Annotated in this window: 12 protein-coding genes; 7 read left to right on the top strand and 5 right to left on the bottom strand. The window is 70.4% G+C overall.

The window, feature by feature from the left end:
- Positions 1-358 precede the first annotated feature (358 nt).
- A complete protein-coding gene (locus U5N23_RS00735) occupies positions 359-685 on the top strand; it encodes a DUF2834 domain-containing protein (protein WP_322590963.1) in 327 nt (108 codons plus the stop codon).
- Here U5N23_RS00735 and U5N23_RS00730 read toward each other — a convergent pair.
- Together U5N23_RS00730 and U5N23_RS00725 are read right to left on the bottom strand one after the other, a co-directional pair.
- Complete coding sequence (locus tag U5N23_RS00730) at positions 655-1,485, bottom strand: helix-turn-helix domain-containing protein (RefSeq protein ID WP_322590962.1); 831 nt, start codon at positions 1,483-1,485, stop codon at positions 655-657. The genes U5N23_RS00735 and U5N23_RS00730 overlap by 31 nt on opposite strands.
- 154 nt (positions 1,486-1,639) lie before the next feature.
- On the bottom strand, positions 1,640-2,092 hold the full coding sequence (locus tag U5N23_RS00725; protein WP_322590961.1) for an acyl-CoA thioesterase: 453 nt from the start codon (positions 2,090-2,092) through the stop codon (positions 1,640-1,642).
- 223 nt (positions 2,093-2,315) lie between these two features.
- On the opposite strand from U5N23_RS00725, the gene U5N23_RS00720 reads away from it, so the two are divergent.
- Entirely contained in the window at positions 2,316-4,274 is a 1,959-nt protein-coding gene (locus U5N23_RS00720; RefSeq protein WP_322590960.1) for a methyl-accepting chemotaxis protein, read from the top strand.
- Position 4,275: 1 nt separating this feature from the next.
- On the opposite strand, the gene U5N23_RS00715 is transcribed toward U5N23_RS00720, so the two are convergent.
- Both U5N23_RS00715 and ompR read right to left on the bottom strand, forming a co-directional pair.
- Positions 4,276-5,625, bottom strand: coding sequence for an ATP-binding protein (locus U5N23_RS00715; protein WP_322590959.1), 1,350 nt, complete (start codon positions 5,623-5,625; stop codon positions 4,276-4,278).
- Positions 5,622-6,362, bottom strand: a complete 741-nt coding sequence (gene ompR, locus U5N23_RS00710; RefSeq protein WP_322590958.1) for a two-component system response regulator OmpR — start codon at positions 6,360-6,362, stop codon at positions 5,622-5,624. Before ompR ends, U5N23_RS00715 begins: the two co-directional genes overlap by 4 nt.
- Before the next feature lie 165 nt (positions 6,363-6,527).
- Between ompR and U5N23_RS00705 the strand changes: the two genes are divergently transcribed.
- On the top strand, positions 6,528-6,836 hold the full coding sequence (locus tag U5N23_RS00705; protein ID WP_322590957.1) for a hypothetical protein: 309 nt from the start codon (positions 6,528-6,530) through the stop codon (positions 6,834-6,836).
- Between the two features lie 46 nt (positions 6,837-6,882).
- Positions 6,883-7,860 carry an alpha/beta hydrolase gene (locus U5N23_RS00700; protein WP_322590956.1) on the top strand — a complete coding sequence of 326 codons (978 nt, stop codon included), beginning with the start codon at positions 6,883-6,885 and terminating at the stop codon, positions 7,858-7,860.
- Here the strand turns inward: U5N23_RS00700 and uvrA are convergent.
- A complete protein-coding gene (gene uvrA, locus U5N23_RS00695) occupies positions 7,857-10,847 on the bottom strand; it encodes an excinuclease ABC subunit UvrA (RefSeq protein ID WP_322591166.1) in 2,991 nt (996 codons plus the stop codon). The two genes, U5N23_RS00700 and uvrA, sit on opposite strands and share 4 nt — an antisense overlap.
- A 432-nt stretch (positions 10,848-11,279) precedes the next feature.
- Between uvrA and U5N23_RS00690 the strand changes: the two genes are divergently transcribed.
- From U5N23_RS00690 to U5N23_RS00680, 3 genes are all read left to right on the top strand, one after another.
- Entirely contained in the window at positions 11,280-12,461 is a 1,182-nt protein-coding gene (locus U5N23_RS00690) for an MFS transporter (protein ID WP_322590955.1), read from the top strand.
- A 134-nt stretch (positions 12,462-12,595) separates the two neighbouring features.
- Entirely contained in the window at positions 12,596-13,168 is a 573-nt protein-coding gene (gene ssb, locus U5N23_RS00685) for a single-stranded DNA-binding protein (RefSeq protein ID WP_322590954.1), read from the top strand.
- Positions 13,169-13,296: 128 nt separating this feature from the next.
- Entirely contained in the window at positions 13,297-14,448 is a 1,152-nt protein-coding gene (locus U5N23_RS00680) for a VWA domain-containing protein (protein WP_322590953.1), read from the top strand.

The following is a 14,448-nucleotide window of genomic DNA, read 5'->3' as shown; positions in this document are numbered from 1 at the left end:
TCGGGAAGACCTGGGAGCAACTGACCCCCTGGGGAGAATTCCCTGCCGCCCGAGAAGAAGGGCGCGCAGGGCGCCACGGGCGCACGTGGAGCGGCATCAGCCCCTGCGCCCCAGCTGCGCAAGTGCATCCAGGGTGGCCGCACGGTCTACACCGACGAAGCCTGTCCGCCGGACAGCCAGGAGCAGAAGGTGGACCGCGGCGCGGTCACCTCGCTGCCACGCGCGCCGTGAGCGCGGGGCCTGCACGCGCCGTGCCGGCCCCATGTCGTATTTTTCCTATCGCCAGAAGGCTTGCAAGCCTAGTCTCAGGGGTCCTTGATCCATCCAACGCCCGCCACTGTGCGGGCCCCCCTGACATATGCAGCCAAAACACCTGCGCGTTTTTCTTTTCGGCCTGGCCATCGCCGGCATGGCAGTCCCCTGGTACTTCAACCTGGTGTATTTCCAGGGCGGGGGCAGCGTCGCGCCCGGGGTGTACTGGCGCGATGCCGCCGCCAACGCGCTGACCACCGGCATCACCGTGGACGTGTACCTCGCGGCCGTGGCGTTCTCGGCCTGGGTGGCCAGCGATCGGCGCCTGGGGGCCTGGCGCTGGGCCTATGTGCTGGCCTGCTTCGGCATCGGCCTGGCGTTCGCGCTGCCCCTGTACCTGGCTCAGCGCCTGCGCGGCGAATCCACAGCCTGACGCACCTGCGCGCCGACCTGCAAGGGCCAGTGGGCGCTGGGCGAGCGCCGGGCCGCCTCCTTCACCAGTCCCTGGAGGGGCTGGCCTGCCAGCCTGCGCATGTCGCGCGCCATGTGCGACTGGTCGTAGTACCCCTGGTCGGCCGCGAGGTGCGCGCCGGGCTCCGTCGGCGCCTCCATCGCGTGCTGCAGCGTGGCGCTGAACCGGGCGATGACCTGGAACTGCTTGGGCGTCATGCCCCACTCTGCAACAAAGCGCCGCTCGAACTGGCGCAGCCCCCAGCCGACGCGGGGCGCAGTGCCCTGAGCGTTCGCGCATGCGTGGTCCAGCAAGGCCCTGGCATGCGCGAGGCGCTCTTCGCACTGCGCTTGCGCGGCGCGCTCCTGGCGCATGAACTGCCACAGCGCACCGATGCGGGCATCGTCATCGGGCGCTGCGCGGATGGCCTGCTCGGCCAAGGCCCAGGACGTGCCGGCCATGGCCGCCATCGGTCGCGCCCCGTTCACGATGCCCCGCCCGGGGGCCAGGAGCGACGCAACCGCCTCGGGCCGCAGCATGAGCCCCACGGCGCGCACCCGGCCCCGGTGCGCATAGGCCGTGGCCACCGTGCTGGCGCTGATCCACGCCGCCGCAGGCAGCGCCATGCCGCCACGCAGCACCTCGCCTTCGAGTCGGACGACCAGCATGCTGCCCACCATGGCAGGGAACTGCGAGCCGTGCAGTTCAGCCGGGCTGTCCACGGCCACGGCGCCTTCCAGCCAGGGCTGCAGGTCGCGGGGAGGAGGGACAAAGCGCTGCATGCCCCGATTCTGCACAATCGAGAACAACTTCGGGGGCAGCCGCTTCACCGTTTGTGCACGAACTGCCCAGTGTGGCGCTGTGCGACCTCGGCCAGGCACGCGCCCGCCACGGGGCGTGTGAAGTGGGGTGCCCAGCAACGACGCCAGCCAACTCTCAATGGACTGGCGCGAAAGGCTGGCGGGCGGCCTCCACCTGCGCGTTCACGCGCTCGGCCAGGGCCATGTCGCCCGGGGTCTCGGGCGTGAACTTGTCCACCGCGCGAGGCCGGCTGTCCTCGTCCAGCGCGGCATAGACCGCCACGCAGTGGGTGACTTCGCGCAACTCCTTCTCCTGGATGCCGCCGCTGCGCACCTCGATCAGCATGTTCATGCTGGTCTCGCCCGTGTGGGCCAGGCGGGCCTGCACCTCGACCAGGTCGCCGGGGTGGATGGGCCGCTCGAAGCTGGCATTTCCCATCAAGGCGGTCACACAGTTGCCCCCGGCCCAGGCGCAGGCGCAGGCAAAGCCGGCCTCGTCCATCCAGCGCAGCACCGTGCCGCCATGGATGCGGCCTGACGCGGAAGGTGCGCTGTGCGACGCCAGGAAACGCAGGGTGATGGAATGCATGCAATGGTCTCCTCAACAGGTACCGCTGGTATAGCCCATTTCCCGGCTGGCGCCCTGCAGGAAGGCACCGCCGGCCACCGAACGGGCCCGTTGGAGCGACCTGCGGTGCTGCGGGGCGCAGCTGGCATGTCGTTTGCTGAAGGTCAGGCGTTCCCTCCCAGCCCCGACCCGGCGCCACGCCGGGGCCGCAACCCCGCGCATGCAACGGCTGCCGCTTTTCGCCATGGCCTCCCTGAACCGTCTGAACTTGCCCCAGAAGTTCCTGATCCTCGGGCTGATCGCGCTGGCGATGACGGCCCTGCCCACCTTCATGCACGTGCGCGATGCCCTGCAGGGCATGGCCGCAGCGCGCCAGGAGGCGCGCGGTGCGCCACCGCTGCTGGCCCTCAACAAGGTGGTGCAGGGCATGCAGGTGCACCGGGGCCTTTCGGCCAGCATGCTCGGCGGCAACGAGGCCCTGGCAGCGCGCCGGCCTGCAGCGCGCGAGGCCGTGGAGAAAGCCCTGGCCGATGTGGCCACCCGCTTCGCCGAGGCGGGCGTGCCGGCGGCCGACGAAGCCACCTTGAAACAATTGCGCCAGACCTGGCAGACCCTGGAGCAGGCGGTCGCGGCGCGCGGCCTGCAGCCGGCCCAGAGCACGGCCCAGCACACCCAGCTGATCGCCGGGGTGATGCGCCTGAGCGAGACCTTGCTTCACCACTACGGCCTGGCGCTCGACCCCGGGCAGGACACGAACGCCCTCGTCCAGGCCTCGTTGGTGCATGTGCCCATGCTCGGTGAAAAACTCGGCGTGATGCGCGCCCAGGGTTCCGCCGCGCTGAGCGGCAAGGCCCTGGCGCCCGAGGGCAAGGGCGGGCTGGTGGCACTGCAGCAGCGCGTGCTGGAGCTGCAGGGCGATACGCTGCGCAGCCTGGAGCGCGCCATGCTCCACAACCCGGCCTTCCGCCAGGCACTCGGCGGCCCCGCGCAGGCGGTGCACACCCAGGTCCAGCAGGCATTGCAGCGCGCCGACAGGGAGGTGATCGGCGCGGCCGAGCTCTCGGCCCCGGCTTCGGACTACTTCGACGAGTTCACCCGCACCATCGACGCGCTGTACGCGCTCAATGCCCAGGCCATGGAGCTTCTCAACGGCGCCCTGCAGGGGCGGGTCTCGGGCCTGCAGCGCCAGTTGCTGTGGCAGCTCGGCCTGCTGGCCGTGGCCCTGGCGGTGGCGGTGGCATTGGCGCGCACCTTCATGCGCTCGGTCACCGTGCCGCTGGCGCAGGCGGTACAACTGTCCAACGCCGTGGCCCAGGGCGACCTGCGCGGTAGCGCCTTGGCCCACGGCACGGACGAGGTCGGCCAGCTCATGGCCGCCCTGGTGCAGATGCGCCGCCAGTTGACCGATGTGGTGAGCCAGGTGCGCGGCGGCTCCGAAGGCGTGGCCACAGCCAGCGCCCAGATCGCACAGGGCAACAACGATCTCTCGGCGCGCACCGAGAGCCAGGCCAGCGCCCTGGAGGAAACCGCTGCCTCGATGGAAGAGCTCAGCTCGACGGTGCGCCAGAATGCGGACAGCGCGCGCCAAGCCAGTGCACTGGCTGGCAATGCGCGCACCATTGCAGTGCAGAGCGGCGAGGTGGTCACCGAGGTGGTGCAGACCATGCAGGGCATCAGCGCCTCATCGCAGAAGATCGCCGACATCATCGGCGTGATCGACTCGATTGCCTTCCAGACCAACATCCTGGCGCTCAACGCCGCCGTCGAAGCCGCCCGCGCGGGTGAGCAGGGCCGGGGCTTTGCCGTGGTGGCCAGCGAGGTGCGCAGCCTGGCCGGGCGCAGCGCGGACGCGGCCAAGGAGATCAAGCAGTTGATCAACGCCTCGGTGGAGCGCGTGGAGCAGGGCAACCAGTTGGTGGTGCGCGCCGGCAGCACCATGCACGAGGTGGTGGCCGCCATCGGGCGGGTGAACGACATCATGGGCGAGATCAGCGCCGCCAGCCACGAACAGTCGCTGGGCGTGGCCCAGGTGGGCGAGGCCGTGACGCAGATGGACCAGGCCACGCAGCAGAACGCGGCCCTGGTCGAGGAGATGGCGGCAGCAGCCAGCAGCCTGCAAGGCCAGGCCGAAGAACTGGTGCAGGTGGTGTCGGTATTCCGCACAGGCGATGCGGCACCGGCGTCCGCACCACGATTGCGCTGATCTACGCAGCGCGCGGCAGCACCAGCCGCGCGCGCAGGCCGGCGCCCGGTGCGCTGTGCAGCTCCAGTGCGCCTGCATGCGCGCGCGCCACACGCTCGGCAATGGCCAGGCCCAGCCCGGCCCCTGGGGTGCCTGTGCGGGCATTCCCGCCGCCGCGCACGAAAGGCTGGCGCATGCGCTCCCGCTCGGCGGGAGGGATGCCCGGGCCATGGTCCGCCACCTCGATCCACGCGCCAGCCGCAGTGGCGCCCGTGCGCAGCACCACGGGCGCAGCGCCATGGCGCCAGGCGTTCTCGACCAGATTGTCCACCGCCCGCCGCAGCGCCTGCGCATGCACGAGAACGGCGGGCGTTGGGCCCGCTTCCAGTTGCAGCGCGCGGCCATGGTCGGCCTGCGCCTCGGCCACGGCCCGGGCCAGTTCATCGAGCGAGGCCACTACCGCAGCCTCGGCGTCGCCCAGGCGCGCAAAGTCGAGGAACTGGCCGACGATGGCATCCATCTCCTCGATGGATCGCGCCATGCTGGCGGCCAGCGGTGCGTCCACATGCGCCTGCGCGATCTCCACCCCCAGGCGCAGCTTGGTCAGCGGGGTGCGCAGGTCGTGCGACACGCCGGCCAGCATCAGCGCGCGCTCGCGGTCGGCTTCGGCCAGGCTGTGCGCCATCTGGTTGAAGCTGCGCGCCACGGTGGCGATCTCCTGGGGCCCATCCTCGGGCAGGGGGGCGGGCGCCTGGCCCTGTGCCAGGTGCTGCGCGGCAGCGACCACGCGGGCCAGCGGCCGGTTCAGGTGGCGCTGCAGCCACCAGGCGCCGAGCAGGGCGAGCAGCACGCCAGCCACAGTGGCCATGAGCCACGCGCCCGTGAACTCGCGCGTGGGAAACACGCTGGGCAGATTCAGCCAGTAGTCGGTGCCACCATGCGCCACACGCAGCGCCAGGGTTCCCGCGCCATCGCGGCGCCAGCGCGGCCCACCGGCAGCGGCCGCCTCGGCCTGGTCCAAGCGCCGGGCGACCGCCTGCACGAAGCGCTGTTCCAGCGGCGACAGCAGGGCGCGCCGGCGCGGGGGCGGCGGGTCGTCGGATTCCAGCGCAGCCAGGGCCGTCTGGCGGTTGAAGGCCTCGACGAAGGCCGCGCGTTGCGCTGGCGGCAGAACGTCCATCCCGGCGCGCAGGGCGGCCACGTTGCGCGCCACGCCGTCGGCCACCTGGGCCACGCGCGGCTGCAAAATCATCTGGCGCACCAGGACCACGGCGCACAGCTGGCTTGCCACCACCAGCGCCGTGATGAGCAGCAGGTTGCGACCCAACAGGCTGCGCGGCCACCAGCCGCTGCCCGGGGCGTGCGCGCTCATGCGGCACCTCCTGCAGGCGCCGCGCCGTCCGGCATGAAGACGTAGCCCACGCCCCAGACGGTGCGGATGTGGCGCGGCTGCGCCGGGTCGGCCTCGATGAGCTTGCGCAGGCGCATCACCTGCACGTCGATGCTGCGGTCCGTGGCCTCGTGGTCGGGCCCGTAGGCCAGGGCCATCAGCCGGTCGCGCCCGAGCGGGCGGCGCGGCTGCCGGGCCAGGGCCTGCAGCAGGGCGAACTCGCCGCTGGTCAGGGGCAGATCCTGCCCATCGCGGGTCAACCGGCGCTCATCCACCCACAGCGTGAAATCGCCAAAGCGGATGCTGCCGCCGGCCTGCAGCGGGCCGGCGTGGGCGCCCAGCATGCGCTGGCGCCGCACCATGGCCTGCACGCGCGCCAGCAGCTCGCGCGGGTTGAAGGGCTTGGGCAGGTAGTCGTCGGCACCCATCTCCAGGCCGATGATGCGGTCCACCGGGTCGCCGCGCGCGGTGAGCATGAGGATGGGGATGGTCTCGCCCTGGGCACGCAGGCGCCTGCAGATGGACAGGCCGTCCTCGCCCGGCATCATCACGTCGAGCACCAGCACATCGAAGCGCTCGCGCGCCAGCAGCGCATCGAGCGGACCGGCCCCGTCGACCGTGCGCACGGCATAGCCCTGGTCGCCCAGGTAGCGCTGCAGCAGGGCGCGCAGGTCGGGCTCGTCATCGGCCACCAGGATACGGGCCAGGGCGTCGGTCATAAGGAAGGGCGTGCAACTCAGGATGCGGCAATGGTAGGGCGCAAGGCCCTGCCGCAGGCCACTTCGTCATGCTTTGTCATACATCGGCCCGCCCACGCCACAAATGGCTCACACCTGGGCGCCACAGTCAGGGCATCCGCAACCCATCGCCCCAGGAGCCGACCCATGACCTCTTGCCCTCACTCCACCCGCACGCTGACCACGGCCTGCCTGCTCGCCACCGGCCTGGTGGCCGGCGCCTGTGCCCAGGCGGCACCGTCCGCCCAGCGTGCCCAGCAGATGCACCAGCGCTTCGTGGCCGCCGACAAGGACGGCAACGGCCAGCTCACCCGCGCCGAGGCCCAGGCCGGCATGCCGCGCGTGTACGGCGCCTTCGACCAGATCGACACCCAGCGCAAGGGCTTTGTGACCGAGGCCGAAATCATGGCCGCCATCGCCGCGCGCCTGCCCAGCCGCAAGGGCACGCTGCAGTAGCCCCCAGCCCCGCCCATTTTCACTGCCATTGCAGGAGAACACCCGCATGACCACCCCCCTCGCTCCCCGCCTTCGCACCTGGGCCCGCCGGACCCTGTGGGCCCTATCTGGCCTGGGCCTGGCCTTGGCCGCGCTCACCGCCGTGGCGCCGGCCCACGCGCAGCCCAACGACCCCGCCGGCTTTTTCGACGAGGCGGGTGGCGGCGCCCTCACCACCCTGCCGGCCGGCGTGCAACGCATCGCCGACATACCTTACGGCCCCGACCCGCTGCAGCGCATGGACATCTACCTGCCCAGCACCCCGCGCAGCAGCGTGGAAGGCCCGGCCCCGGTCCTCTTCATGGTGCATGGCGGTGGCTGGCGCAGGGGCGACAAGGCCATGTCCGGCGTGGTGCAGGAAAAGGCGGCGCGCTGGGTGCCGCGCGGCTTCGTCTTGATCTCGGTCAACTACCGGCTGCACCCGGCGGTCAACGTGCTGCAGGAGGCCATCGACGTTGCCGTGGCGCTCGACACGGCGCAGAAGCAGGCCGCGCAGTGGGGCGCCGATCCTGCGAAGTTCATCCTCATGGGCCATTCGGCGGGCGCCCACCTGGTGTCGTTCGTGAACGCCCATGCGGCGCTTCTGGGCCGGTTGGGGATCGCACCCTGGCTGGGCACGGTGTCGCTCGACAGTGCGCTGCTCAACGCACCGGTCGTGATGTCGCTGCCCCACTACCCGTTCTACGACGAGGTGCTGGGCAGCGACCCGGCCTTCTGGTTTGCGATCTCGCCCTACCATGCCGTGACCGGGGTTCAACCGCCGTACCAGTTCGTGTGCTCCACCAGCCGGCCCGACCGCCCCTGCCTGCAGGCGCAGGGCATGGCAGCCCATGTGCAGGCCCTGGGCGGCCGCGCCGAGGTGCTGCCGCAGGACCTCACGCACGGCGAAATCAATGCCAACCTGGGCCTGGAGAGCGACTACACGCGGGCCGTGGAGGCATTCATGGGATCACTCGATCCCGTGGTTGCACAACGCCTGCGTTAGGCCAGATAGCGCGCGAGGTACTTGCCCGTGTGGCTGGCCGGGTTGGCCGCCAGGTCCTCGGGCGTGCCCACGCCCACCACGGTGCCGCCGCCGGCACCGCCCTCGGGCCCCATGTCGATGAGCCAGTCGGCGGTCTTGATGACGTCCAGGTTGTGCTCGATGATGACAATGGTGTTGCCCGCGTCGCGCAGCTGGTGCAGCACCTTGAGCAAGAGGTCGATGTCGGCGAAGTGCAGGCCGGTGGTGGGCTCGTCCAGGATGTAGAGCGTGCGGCCGGTGTCGCGCTTGGACAGTTCCTGCGCCAGCTTCACGCGCTGCGCCTCGCCGCCCGAGAGCGTGGTCGCCGCCTGGCCCAGGCGGATGTAGGACAGGCCCACGTCGAGCAGGGTCTGCAGCTTGCGCGCCAGGGCCGGTACGTCCTTGAAGAAGGCGAAGGCATCCTCCACCGTGAGCTCCAGGATCTGTGCGATGTTGCGGCCCTTCCAGAGCACCTCCAGCGTCTCGCGGTTGTAGCGCTGGCCGTGGCAGACATCGCAGGGCACGTAGACGTCGGGCAGAAAGTGCATCTCCACCTTGACCACGCCATCGCCCTGGCAGGCCTCGCAGCGGCCGCCGGCCACGTTGAAGGAGAAGCGCCCCGGGCCGTAACCCCGTTCCTTGGCGGTGTTGACTTCCGCCATGAGCTCGCGGATGGGCGTGAACAGGCCCGTGTAGGTAGCCGGGTTGCTGCGCGGCGTGCGGCCGATGGGCGACTGGTCGACGTTGATGACCTTGTCGAAGTACTCGATGCCCACGATCTCATCGTGCGCGGCCGGCTCTTCGTGGGCGCGGTAGATCTGGCGCGCCACGGCCGCGTACAGCGTGTCGTTGACCAGGGTGCTCTTGCCCGAGCCCGAAACGCCGGTCACGCAGGTCAGCAGGCCCACGGGGAAGTCCACCGTCACGTTTTGAAGGTTGTTGCCCGTGGCGCCCGCCACGCGCAGGGCCTGCACGGCGCCCTGGCGCGCATGGTGGGCGGCCATGCGCTCGGCGCGGCGCTTGCTGGCCTCGGTTTCGGGAAAGCGCGACTTGCCCTTGGCCGGCGCAAGGGCCTGCGCGGCGGCCTCGACCACCGGCAACCAGGGTGTGCGGCGCTTGGGCACGGCGATGGCCAGCGTGCCCGACAGGTACTTGCCGGTGAGCGATTCGGGGTGGCTGCGCACCGTGTCGTAGCTGCCCTGGGCCATCACGCGGCCGCCATGCACACCGGCGCCCGGGCCCATGTCGATCACATGGTCGGCGGCGCGCATCATGTCCTCGTCGTGCTCGACCACGATCACGCTGTTGCCGATGTCGCGCAGGTGCTGCAGGGTGGCGATGAGGCGGTCGTTGTCGCGCTGGTGCAGGCCGATGCTGGGCTCGTCGAGCACGTACATCACGCCCGTGAGGCCCGAGCCGATCTGGCTGGCCAGGCGGATGCGCTGCGCCTCGCCGCCCGACAGCGTCTCGGCGCTGCGGTCCAGGCTCAGGTAGTTCAGGCCCACGTCGTTGAGGAACTGCAGCCGCGTGGTGATCTCGCGCACCACCTTGTCGGCGATCTCGGCCTTGGACCCCGTGAGCGACAGGGAGCGGAACCAGCCATGCGCGTCATTGAGCGTGGCATGGCTCACCTCGAAGATGGCGCGCGCCTGCTCGCCCTCGCCCACCTTCACATGGCGGGCTTCGCGGCGCAGGCGCGTGCCATGGCATTCGGGGCAGGGCTGGGTGCTGCGGTAGCGCGCCAGGTCCTCGCGCACCACCACCGAATCGGTCTCGCGGTAGCGGCGCGCCATGTTGGGCAGAATGCCTTCGAAGCTGTGCTTGCGGCTCAGCACCTTGCCCTTGGAGGGGCCGCTGTCCATGATGTAGCTGAAGGCGATCTCTTCCTCGCCCGAGCCGTGCAGCACCGCGTTCTGCACCTTGGCGGGCAGCGACTCGAAGGGTGACTCGACATCGAAGCCGTAGTGCCGGCCCAGGCTTTCGAGCATGGCGAAGTAGTAGCCGTTGCGCCGGTCCCAGCCCTTGATGGCGCCGCTGGCCAGGCTCAGCGTGGGGAAGGCCACCACGCGCAGGGGGTCGAACACCTCGCGCTGGCCGATGCCGTCGCAGGCCGGGCAGGCGCCCATGGGCGAGTTGAAGGAGAACAGGCGCGGCTCCAGCTCGGCCAGCGAGTAGCTGCACACCGGGCACGAGAACTTGGAGCTGAACAGGTGCTCCTGGCCCGAATCCATCTCGAGCGCGAGCACGCGGCCATTGCCCTCGTTGCCGCCCACGCGCAGCACGGCCTCGATGCTCTCGGCCAGCCGCTGCTGCATCTCGGGGCGCACCTTGAGGCGGTCGATCACCACGTCGATGCTGTGCTTCTCGGTCTTCTTGAGGGCTGGCAGGCTCTCGTATTCGTAGATCGTGCCGTCCACGCGGAAGCGGATGTAGCCCAGCGCCTGCATCTGCGCGAAGACCTCGGTGAACTCGCCCTTCTTCTCGCGTGCCACGGGGGCCAGCAGCATCAGGCGCGTGTCCTCGGGCAGGGCCAGCACGGCGTCCACCATCTGGCTCACGGTCTGGGCCGCCAGCGGCAGGCCGTGGTCAGGGCAGAAGGGCGTGCCGGCGCGTGCGTAGAGCAGGCGCAGGTAGTCGTGGATCTCGGTCACCGTGCCCACGGTGGAGCGCGGGTTGTGGCTGGTGGCCTTCTGCTCGATGCTGATGGCGGGCGACAGGCCCTCGATCAGGTCGACGTCGGGCTTGTCCAGCCGCCCGAGGAACTGGCGCGCATAGGCCGACAGGCTTTCCACATAGCGGCGCTGGCCTTCGGCATACAGCGTATCGAAGGCCAGGCTCGATTTGCCCGAGCCCGACAGCCCGGTGATCACCACCAGCTGGTTGCGCGGGATGTCGAGGTCGATGTTCTTGAGGTTGTGCGTGCGCGCCCCGCGGATGCTGATGCGCTGCTCCCGCAGCACGCGGGCCAGGTAGGCGCCGTCGGAAGATCGGTCGTCGGCGGCGGCAACAGGGTCGTTTTTCACGGGGGCGGGCTCAATGCAGGACAACCCACCATGATAGGCCACCGCGATCCCCCGCGCAGCCGCCATGCTGCTGCCAAAGCGCAGGCCGTTGCCGATGCAACCGGAAACGGCGGCGGCAGCCGGCCTGTCGCCACGGAGATGCAGATCCGGAAGAAATGGCAATCGTTCTCATTGGGGTATTTGGCGCCAGTGCCGACCCCATGCCAGCGCCAGCCGACGGCCGTTTGTTCTTGATCAAAGTCAATGGGCGAAGGGATGGGCGAGAATCGGGGTTTGCGCCAGCCCTCCACCGAGCCCCCTTCCTTGTTCATGCCTTCCCCGGCCCCGAGTGCCGCCCCCTCTTCCTCAGCCCCCCTGCCGCCAGCAGCTGCGCATGCCATGACGCCGCTGGAGCGCCGCGCAAGCGTCAGCCTGGCGCTGATCTTCGCGCTGCGCATGCTGGGCCTGTTCCTGGTGCTGCCGGTGTTCGCGCTGGAGGCGCGCAAGTACCCCGGGGGGGATGACCCGGCCCTGGTGGGGCTGGCCATGGGCATCTACGGGCTCACGCAGGCGCTGCTGCAACTGCCGCTGGGCATGGCATCGGACCGTTTCGGGCGCAAGCGCGTGATCGTGCTGGGCCTGCTGGTGTTCGCCGGCGGCAGCCTGCTGGCGGCGCTGGCAGACTCGCTCACCGGGCTGCTGCTGGGCCGGGCGCTGCAGGGTGCGGGCGCCGTGTCGGCCGCCGTCACGGCCCTGCTGGCCGACCAGACCCGCGATGCGGTGCGCACCAAGGCCATGGCCCTGGTGGGCGGCAGCATCGGCCTGATGTTCGCCGTGGCCCTGGTGGCCGCACCGCTGCTCACGGCCCACATCGGCCTGTCGGGCCTGTTCGGCCTGACCTGCGCGCTGGCGCTGGCCGGCGTGGCGGTGGTGCTGTGGCTGGTTCCCCCCGAGCCCACGGAGCACAAAAATGCCCCCCGGGGCCGCCTGGCCGATGTCTGGGCCCACCCCGACCTGCTGCGCCTGAACCTGGGCGTTTTCGTGCTGCACACGGTGCAACTGTCCATGTGGGTGGCCGTGCCCGCCATGCTGGTGCAGGCCGGCCTGCCCAAGGACCACCACTGGCAGGCCTACCTGCCGGCCGTGGTGCTGTCCTTCGTGGCCATGGGCGGGCTGTTCGCGCTGGAGCGCGCCGGGCACCTGCGCGCGGCGCTGCTGGGCTCCATCGCCCTGGTGCTGGTGGTGCAGCTGGGCCTTGGCGGCCTGGCGGCCAGCGGCGCCACGCCCACGCTGTGGGTGCTGGGGCCGCTGCTGTTCGTGTTCTTCTGCGGCTTCAACGCGCTGGAGGCCAGCCAGCCCAGCCTGGTCTCGCGCATGGCGCCTGCGGCCTTGCGCGGCGCGGCCCTGGGCAGCTACAACACCCTGCAATCGCTGGGGCTGTTTGCCGGCGGCGCGCTGGGCGGAGCCCTGGTCAAATGGGCCGGGGCCCCCGGCCTGTTCGCCACCACCGCCGTGCTCACGGCCCTGTGGCTGGTGCTGACGTGGCCGCTGCGCCCCACGGGGCGCGGGCAGGGGCACTGAGCGTTCCTGTAACAGATTTCCGCCCGCCCCGGCCACCCCGGCTTGCGGCACAATGGCGCGTTCGGCGCGCAGTCTCTCCACGGACCGGAGAGCACACCAACGCCCCCCAAACATCAAGTAGGTAGAGCAGCACCATGGCATCCGTGAACAAAGTCATCATCGTCGGCAACCTCGGCCGCGACCCTGAAATGCGCACCTTCCCCAGTGGCGACCAGGTGGCGAACGTGACGATTGCCACCACCGACAAGTGGAAAGACAAGCAAAGCGGTGAAATGAAGGAGGCCACCGAGTGGCACCGCGTGGTCTTCAACGGCCGCTTGGCCGAGATCGCCGGCCAGTACCTGCGCAAGGGCTCGCAGGTCTACGTGGAAGGCAGCCTGCGCACGCGCAAGTGGACCGACCAGGCGGGTGTGGAGAAGTACAGCACCGAAATCCGCGCCGACCAGATGCAGATGCTGGGCAGCCGCCAGGGCATGGGCGGCGGCGGCCAGGGTGGTGGTGGCCAGCAGGGCGGCGGCTATGACGATGGCGGCGGCTACGGCGGCGACCAGGGCGGTGGCGGCTACGACGCGCCACCGCAGCAGCAACGCCGCGCCGCGCCTCCCGCGCAGCAGCGCCCGCCAGCGCCTGCCGCACGTCCGGCACCTGCGCCGGCCCCGCGCGCGGCCTCGGGCTTTGACGACATGGACGACGACATCCCATTCTGAGCACCGAATGGGCGTGTTGCGCATGATTGCCGGGCTGGTGCAGCCCCTGCGCGCCGCACCCCTGCATTCGCTCAACCCATCCAGGCCCGCCCGTGTCGCGGGCCTTTTTTGCGCCCGCACAGGCCTCCATGGAAAGCCCTGATTCTGGCGACCGCCCCGACGAGGCCCTGCGCCGCTGGCGCCTGATCCTGGGCCGCTATGCCGCGCAGCCGCTGTCGCATGCGCGGTTCGATGCGGGCGACTGGAAGCTCGACCAGGCCCTCGAATACCTCTACGGCCGCGAGTACGACGGCCGGGGCCTGGCTCGCCCTGCGGGCGGCGGAGCCGGCTCGCTCGACCCGAGCCAGTTGCGCGCCATCGACTGGCTCAACCGCTCGCGCACGCTGTTCCCGCAGGAGGTGTTCGAGCGCATGCAGACCCAGGCCATCGACCGCTACCAGCTCACCGACCTGCTCAAGGACCCAGCGGTGCTGCGCTCCATGGACCCCACGCCGGGCCTGGCCAAGGCGCTGCTGGGCATGCGCGGGCGCCTGTCGGGCGGCATGCGCGATGCCGTGCGCGAGGTGATCCAGAAGACGGTGGACGAGATCACCCGGCGCCTGAAGAACGACTTCGTCAACGCCCTGGTGGGACGGCGCAACCGCCAGCGGCGCTCGCTGCTCAAGAACGCGCAGAACTTCGATGCCCGCGCCACCATCGCGGCCAACCTCAAGAACTACAGCGCCGAGCGGCGCCAGTTGGTCATCCAGCGCCCGCTGTTCAATGCGCGCGTCAAGCGCAATCTGCCCTGGGACGTGGTGCTGTGCGTGGACCAGAGCGGATCGATGATGGACTCGGTGATCTACAGCGCCGTGATCGCCGGCATCATGAGCTCGCTGCCCGCCGTGCGCGTGAAGCTGGTGGTGTTCGACACCGCCGTGGTGGACCTCACGCACCTGGCGCACGACCCGGTGGAGGTGCTGCTCACGGTGCAGCTCGGTGGCGGCACCGACATCGGGCGCGCCGTGCACTATTGCGAGTCGCTGATCGGCAACCCGCAGCGCACGGTGTTCACGCTGATCAGCGACTTCGAGGAAGGCGCCGCGCCCGGCCCGCTGCTGTCGGCCGTGGCGCGCATGGCCGAGGCGCGCGTGAAGCTGCTCGGCCTGGCCGCGCTCGACGAGGGTGCCAACCCGGTCTACGACCGCCAGATGGCCCAGCGCCTGGCCAACAAGGGCATGCACGTGGCGGCACTCACGCCCACGCACTTCGCCCAATGGCTAGCGGAAGTGATGGAGTGA

Source organism: Acidovorax sp. (genome assembly GCF_034519795.1).
In the GTDB taxonomy this organism is placed as follows: domain Bacteria; phylum Pseudomonadota; class Gammaproteobacteria; order Burkholderiales; family Burkholderiaceae_C; genus Acidovorax.
This window is presented reverse-complemented; position numbering and strand designations above follow the sequence as displayed.

What these genes read in the sequence shown, in the direction of transcription:
- U5N23_RS00715 (WP_322590959.1), bottom strand. Translation starts at nt 5,625, where the DNA reads ATGAGCGCGCACGCCCCGGGCAGCGGCTGGTGGCCGCGCAGCCTGTTG.
- U5N23_RS00705 (WP_322590957.1), top strand. Translation starts at nt 6,528, where the DNA reads ATGACCTCTTGCCCTCACTCCACCCGCACGCTGACCACGGCCTGCCTG.
- ompR (WP_322590958.1), bottom strand. Translation starts at nt 6,362, where the DNA reads ATGACCGACGCCCTGGCCCGTATCCTGGTGGCCGATGACGAGCCCGAC.
- U5N23_RS00700 (WP_322590956.1), top strand. Translation starts at nt 6,883, where the DNA reads ATGACCACCCCCCTCGCTCCCCGCCTTCGCACCTGGGCCCGCCGGACC.
- U5N23_RS00725 (WP_322590961.1), bottom strand. Translation starts at nt 2,092, where the DNA reads ATGCATTCCATCACCCTGCGTTTCCTGGCGTCGCACAGCGCACCTTCC.
- U5N23_RS00720 (WP_322590960.1), top strand. Translation starts at nt 2,316, where the DNA reads ATGGCCTCCCTGAACCGTCTGAACTTGCCCCAGAAGTTCCTGATCCTC.
- U5N23_RS00735 (WP_322590963.1), top strand. Translation starts at nt 359, where the DNA reads ATGCAGCCAAAACACCTGCGCGTTTTTCTTTTCGGCCTGGCCATCGCC.
- U5N23_RS00730 (WP_322590962.1), bottom strand. Translation starts at nt 1,485, where the DNA reads ATGCAGCGCTTTGTCCCTCCTCCCCGCGACCTGCAGCCCTGGCTGGAA.
- U5N23_RS00680 (WP_322590953.1), top strand. Translation starts at nt 13,297, where the DNA reads ATGGAAAGCCCTGATTCTGGCGACCGCCCCGACGAGGCCCTGCGCCGC.
- U5N23_RS00690 (WP_322590955.1), top strand. Translation starts at nt 11,280, where the DNA reads ATGACGCCGCTGGAGCGCCGCGCAAGCGTCAGCCTGGCGCTGATCTTC.
- ssb (WP_322590954.1), top strand. Translation starts at nt 12,596, where the DNA reads ATGGCATCCGTGAACAAAGTCATCATCGTCGGCAACCTCGGCCGCGAC.